Below are 6,648 nucleotides of genomic sequence, written 5' to 3'. Positions count from 1 at the left end.
CTGTTCCAGCGCTTTGTCCTTCATGGACTCAAAATCAAAATCGTTTTCCTTAATACTCATAATTACTATGTCAAAAATAATACTTCTGTTTATTATCCTTGACACAGTTTATTTTACAGTCTCATTCTGGTCTTATAGACATTACTATTTATGTAGACATTACTTTTTAAATAGATTTTTAAAAAATGAACCTAATGTGTCTTTTCGCTGTTTATCAAGACCTAAGATTTTCAGATCTATTTCGATATTATTTTCTTCCGCATACGCATACCATTTTGCAAATTGAACTTCATCAGCATATTCTGAAGCAGGTCTATAATAATATAATAATTGGTTTACAGCATGATGGTAAACACCTATCTGCATTGCTTTTTCGTAATAGCTGATTGCTTTTTTAAGATTTATTTTTAATCCACCGAGGCCACGTTCATACATAATAGCATAGTAAATAGGTGAAAATTCTTCATCGTAATCTTTTTTTAAAAGCGGTAGAACCTTTTTATAATCTTCTTTTGTAAAATATATATCGGCTAGCTTATCCGAATTGAAATAATATAATTTCTGGGCTTTTAAATAATAATCTAACGCTTTGTCTTCATCTTTTTCTACCCATTGGCCGTGGTAATAAAGATCTCCCAAATTAGCCCATCCTAATCCATTGCCCAATTCTCCAGCTTTAGTGTATGCATTTACTGCTTTATCAATATCTTTCTTACAGCCCAGGCCATTTTGATAGTGATATCCCAAATTGTTCCAGGCATTCTTTTCTCCTAATTTTGCAGCCTTTTCATATAATTCGAGACCTAAAGCTAGGTTGGCATGAACTTGATCTTCGGTATCGGTATAAATCATGGCCAATTCGGTCATCATTTGAGGATGCTTTCGCTGCACACCTATTTTTAAAACTTCAATTGCCTCCTCTATTTTGTTTTTTTTCAAAAGATCAAGACCTAATTCGTACAAGCTTTGATTATCGAAATAGTGAAAGTAATTTGTGCCGATTTTAGATTTCCAAGCGGTGTAATATTTTAAGAAAAAAGCTAAGTCTTTTCCCCTTAAGTTCTCTTTTTGGTTATAGCATTTACCCATCTCATCAGGTGTAATTTTTCTGATTTTCATCAGTTTGTCAAGACAAAACAATTCTTCTTTCTGATAGAGGAAAAGCTCATCGTTATGATGGTCAATTACTTCTGAAACATACTCGTAAATTGGGCTTAATTGATTGGTCTGTCCATCCCAATATTGCATTCCCTCTTTTAAGTGCACTCTTAAAAAGTGTTTTTCAAGCTGTTCGATTTTAAGATAAGAAGCATTGGGCTCTAGTAACCAATTGTTGTTAAAGGCATCAAAAATTCCATTACCAATTTCGGTATATAATATGTAGATATCTTTAAAGAAGTTTGCCAGATAATCAATTTCAATTTTTTGAATATTAGCATCTTCTTTTAGATAATTTTCATTTATCGGATTATAAATAAACCACTTTTTAGCCTTACGGTAAACAAAAGTCTGGTAGTTCGAAAGTGTGATTACCTGATCTATTTCTGTATCAAGAATTTTTCCATCAGATTTGATAATTTCAATTTTTTTATTCCCTTTATTTGGTTTTACATAGAAAAAGTTATGGGGCAGTACATGTAATACATCTTCGAGATAATCGCCAATATGGACCCCTCTATTATTAAAATACTTACGCTTTGAAGTTCCTGCAATTTTTATAAAGAAAAGTTCACTCCTGTCAAAATCAAAAGGACTTTCACTATCTTGATTGATGACGTTTTCATTTTTATGATTGATTAACGTGTATGTGCTACCTGTTTTTGCATTAAAATAATTCCCATATAGATGTGTTAACTCCTCATAAATAGGTGGAATAAGCAATTGATGATCTACCATATTTATAAGCCCAACCTTAGCATCAGAAGTTACACAACCAACTAGATGCTTAAATTCGTAATCGTAATCTGAAACTAGTCCGTAATAAATTTCAAAAACATGAGATGCATCATCATAAGTTGGTGGAACTATTTCAGTTCCTTTTGTGTCTAGGTAACCAAATTTGTTGTTTTTTTGAATAACTGCAATTCCATCCTCAAATTCAGATATTTCATCATAGTAGGCAGGAGTAATGATATTACCTTTTATATCTTTTAATCCTTTTACATCATTTTCTGTAAACACTTCAGCATAATCGTGTTTATAAACATCTTCATTCCAATATCCTAATCCGTAGTTTATCCAATCTGTTTTTAGAGCCTCAAGAAAATTTTGATAACCTGATGCTTTCAATATACTATCGAGCGGTTTTAAGCTTTGAGATTTTGTTGCCTTTAGGTAACTTTTATTTTTTTGTTGGATTTCAATAACCCAATCTTTCGCTTGTTCTGATTTTCTTTCCTCATTCATATTGAAGACATCCGTACCATCGATCAAGAACGTATCATAGGGTAAATTTTCTAACAAATCAAATAGCTGATTGACGGGCTCGTAATACGCCTTTTTATAGTGCAATTGGTATTCATCGGCTAATAGCGTGTAGAATTGCCTTAATAACACAATTCCCGCTTCTCGGTTTGCATATAATAGTTTTCCTTTTGCCCTGATTTCAGAAGCAAAAAGTGGTAATAAAAGAGGGGGTATCTCGTAGTTCCATTCTCCCAAATAATAGGGATAGCTTTCACCAGATTGGGAGTCGATATTATAGATGTAAATGCGATGTGCCATTTTTATAATTGTATTAAGATCCTGATCAAAGATAAAAAGATTAGTTTCCTAAAACATTCGCTGAAATTGGGGATTTTTAAGAAATGATATCTGCATACAAGTTACATTTTTCAGAATTTATGATAGCATAGAACCAGCAGTATTCGGGATATATCTGTCAAAATAATGAAAAATATTGTTTAAAATTTACTTAAAATAGTATCTTTATTTAATAACAACAATACGAAATATTATAATCCTTTTACAAGTTATCTAATGAGATACATTTATTTGCGTTTTATTGTAGTGGCGGGGATTTTGTTTCTTTTCAATACGTTAGACAGTTACGCGCAACGTCATGTTGTTCTTGATTCTATTGTTCGAGTGCTAGAGAATAACTCTATGTATAGAACTTCTGTAAATTGGAAACATATAAAATCTACTATTTACAAATCAGTAGACTCTAAAGCTGCTGATTCAATATATCAAATCATTCCAGCAGTTCAGAAGCTTTTTTCATTACTCGGTGATCAGCATGGTGTTCTTATATATAAAAATGATATTTTTAAAGGAAGAAAAAAATACGTTAATCGTAAGATAGATTCGTCGCTTTATACTTATGCATATGATGAACAATATGCATTTTGTACAAAGATACTTAATGACAAATATGGTTATATATCAGTACCATCACCTACTATTTCACTGGGATTGATAAAAGATAGAAAACTTGCTTTAGAAATGCTTTCGAGTATGTCTCAGACATTGCAAGATTCATTATGCAGTTTAACTTCCCAAAAGTTAGATGGAATAATTGTGGACTTAAGATTAAGTTTGGGAGGATCATATGCTATACCAATAAGTGGTTTATCTCCGTTAATTGGTGACGGTACCGTGTTTACTGTTCAACAGGCCAACAGTAATACTGAGGTGAAATTAGTTAATGGAAGTATGCTGGAGAATGGCAATATAATTTCTAACACCAAAGCTGATTGCTCTTTTAAAGTTAGCAAGATTGCAGTGTTGTTAGGACCTTTGACTGGTAGTGCGGCAGAACAAACAGCACTCGCTTTTAAAGGGAAGTCTAATGTTAAGTTTATTGGTGAAAATACTGCAGGGTATTTAACAATGACAAAACTGGTGCAATTTAGTGATGATCTTATCTTTACTTACTCAGGGGGGGATATTAAAGCTAGGGATAATAATGTGTATGCAAAGGATATTTCACCCGATTTATTGATCAATGCAGGTGATAATTTTAAATCACTGTCTGATGATGCTAAAGTAAAAGCTGCAATCGATTGGTTTAGAAATTAATCTTACAAGTGGTGATTTAAAATATTATAAATACTGTTTACTTTATTTATATGAACTTTTGAATCCAGTTCTTAATTAATTTTATTTATGATGAGGCTATAATAAAATTAATGGAAATCGTATTTCGTGGATTAAAAATATGTTATATTTTTTTGCTATTTTGAGATTGTGGAAATAGTAATAAAATAATTCCAATGCCTAAAATCATTGTAATTGTGTAGGCAATGAGTGCGGTAGATTCTGCCTGTTGTTCGAATCCTAAAGGTACAGTTTCATGAAATAAACCAGTATTGTTTTTATATCCCATTAACCAATGAGCGGTGTTCCATCCAAAATGGAGTCCTAATGGTAAGACAATATTTTTTGTTCTTAAAGAAGCTAAACCGAACAAAATTGCTCCCAATCCAGGTCCAAATATTGCCATTTTTAAATTAGTGCCTGTTAAAATATGTTCTCCGATAAAAACTGATATAACAATTGATAATGCTAACCATGGTCTTAAATTGTCGCGCAATCGCCATAAAAGGTATGTTCTAAAAGCGAGCTCTTCACGACAGGATACAAAAAAATATAAAAATATATTAGCGGTAAGAAGTTTGTAATTAAAAGATCGTGATTTTACGAATGTAACATCAGTAAAATATGTCAGTAGTGCTGTCATCGTCATTACCATCAGAACACTTAGCAAAATACCTATTCCAAATTCAGTTATACTTTTCTGATTATATTGGATTCCGATTTTTGTTAAACTAATTTTATCCCAGTACGTAAAGAGGTAAGCAATTATGAAGGTAAGTGTAGCGGCAAGTCCTAGTGAAAATAGGTCAGGGTTGGTGCTATTTTTTGTTACACCAGAAGCTAGGGCAAATACAATGAGCGTAAAAAGATAGAAAATTATAATCTTAAAATATATTATAGCTCTTTTCATCAGTCGAATCATTTTTATGCGATGAATTTAATGAAAAATTTTAAATAGATTTTGAAACAAATACCTAGTAAAATCTCTGGTAGCTAAAACATAATCGATGTTTTAATAAAATTTTAACTTTCCAATGCTTTTAAAAATACTGGATCCAAAGGAGATATGCTCGACGCAAAATAATGACTTAGATTACCGTTTTCATTGACTATATATTTGCTGAAATTCCAATCGGGTGCATGATCATTCCATCCATTTTGTGAAGCTTGAGTTAACCATTGGAATACAGGATGCTGTTCATTAGATTTGATCACTATGTTTTTTTTTGCAACAGGAAAGGTGACTCCGAAGTTTACCTGACAAAATTGCTCAATATTTTTGTCTGTGCCTTTTTCTTGCTCTCCAAAATCATTGGACGGAAAAGCGATGATAGCAATGCGGTTGCCCATTTTCTGATATAGCGCTTGTAATTCCTCATATTGACGTGTGTAACCGCAATCAGAAGCGGTATTGACAAGAATTACTTTCTTTCCCTTAAAATCTGAGAAGTCTATTGTCATACCATTGCTTTTTACTGCTGTTAACTGGTAAAAAGACTGTGGTGCTGTTTTGCCAGAAGGAGCATGCAATATTGTTCCCATTTTTCCGGATCTGGAAAGTTTTTTGATTAGGGGATATAAAGTATGTAGTATTTTTTGTTTGAAATTCATAGTAATGTAGCGTTGATGAAAAGTAAAAGATATTATATGTTTATAACAAGAAAATAACTCGATGAAAATTACTTGGCTAAATATTGTAAATAGTACTAAGTTACATATTTTGATAAGTTTTTTCCTTACCTATACATTAAACTTTAAATTAATGACGGATAAATTCTTTTAACATCCTAGGGAATTTATTGAAACAGCTTGTGAATGCCTTTTTGATATATTTTATTTTATGACAAACAAAAAAGTGTGATTATTTATTTATAAAGATGTTATTTGAATTTTGTAAAATAAATATAATAGTATGGAAAAGAATGATATAACAATTGTCTTGGTACATGGAGCCTGGGGAGATGGATCACATTGGAGTAAAGTAACAAAAATCTTATATGAGGCAGGATATAAGGTTAGAAGCGTGCAGAATCCTTTAACCTCCATGGCCGCTGATATTGAAAGAACGATCGATCTTATTGATAAAGAAGAAGGTAAGGTGCTACTTGTTGGACATTCTTATGGTGGCGCTGTGATTTCAGGGGCTGGTCATCATGAGAATGTAGCGGGACTAGTTTATGTTGCGGCATTTGCTCCGGACAAGGGTGAAAGTTTAGGAGGTATTTTTTCACGTAGAGAGCAGCCCAGCGGTGCTGCTAATATTGTCCCTGATGCGAAGGGTTTTCTTTGGATCAAGTATGACAAGTATCATGAGAGTTTTTCACAGGATCTTGATCCTATAGAATCAATGGTAATGGCTTTGTCTCAGAAACCTACTCATGGCAGTATTTTTGGCGCTGAGGCTGATGAACCCGCTTGGAAAGTAAAACCGAGTTGGTATCAGATTTCCAATAACGATCATATGATTCCACCTGAAACACAAAAGGAAATGGCCGAAAGGATAAAGGCAAAAGAGGTAATTGGTCTTGATGCCAGCCATGCTTCTATGGCTTCCCATCCTAAAGAGATTACAGATTTCATCATAAAAGCAGTACAAGCTTTGTAAATTTA

5 protein-coding genes are annotated in these 6,648 nt (G+C 32.6%); 2 read left to right on the top strand and 3 right to left on the bottom strand.

All coding sequences use genetic code 11. The features are described from left to right. Positions 1-159: 159 nt before the first annotated feature. Positions 160-2,724 carry an SEL1-like repeat protein gene (locus tag JAZ75_RS21930; protein ID WP_208698549.1) on the bottom strand — a complete coding sequence of 855 codons (2,565 nt, stop codon included), beginning with the start codon at positions 2,722-2,724 and terminating at the stop codon, positions 160-162. Positions 2,725-2,979: 255 nt separating this feature from the next. Here JAZ75_RS21930 and JAZ75_RS21925 point away from each other — a divergent pair, with 255 nt between their 5' ends. Next, the gene (locus JAZ75_RS21925) at positions 2,980-4,020 is read left to right on the top strand and encodes a S41 family peptidase (RefSeq protein ID WP_208698547.1); all 1,041 of its coding nucleotides are present in this window, start codon (positions 2,980-2,982) and stop codon (positions 4,018-4,020) included. Between the two features lie 142 nt (positions 4,021-4,162). Here the strand turns inward: JAZ75_RS21925 and JAZ75_RS21920 are convergent, their stop codons facing one another. Next, complete coding sequence (locus tag JAZ75_RS21920; RefSeq protein ID WP_165902414.1) at positions 4,163-4,948, bottom strand: CPBP family intramembrane glutamic endopeptidase; 786 nt, start codon at positions 4,946-4,948, stop codon at positions 4,163-4,165. A 113-nt stretch (positions 4,949-5,061) separates the two neighbouring features. Then, entirely contained in the window at positions 5,062-5,649 is a 588-nt protein-coding gene (locus JAZ75_RS21915) for a glutathione peroxidase (protein ID WP_208698545.1), read from the bottom strand. A gap of 301 nt (positions 5,650-5,950) precedes the next feature. Here JAZ75_RS21915 and JAZ75_RS21910 point away from each other — a divergent pair, with 301 nt between their 5' ends. Continuing rightward, entirely contained in the window at positions 5,951-6,643 is a 693-nt protein-coding gene (locus JAZ75_RS21910; RefSeq protein WP_208698543.1) for an alpha/beta hydrolase, read from the top strand. The last annotated feature ends 5 nt before the right edge of the window (positions 6,644-6,648 follow it).

The sequence above is a fragment of the Sphingobacterium sp. UDSM-2020 genome (assembly GCF_016132525.1).
In the GTDB taxonomy this organism is placed as follows: Bacteria; Bacteroidota; Bacteroidia; order Sphingobacteriales; family Sphingobacteriaceae; genus Sphingobacterium; species Sphingobacterium anhuiense.
This window is presented reverse-complemented; position numbering and strand designations above follow the sequence as displayed.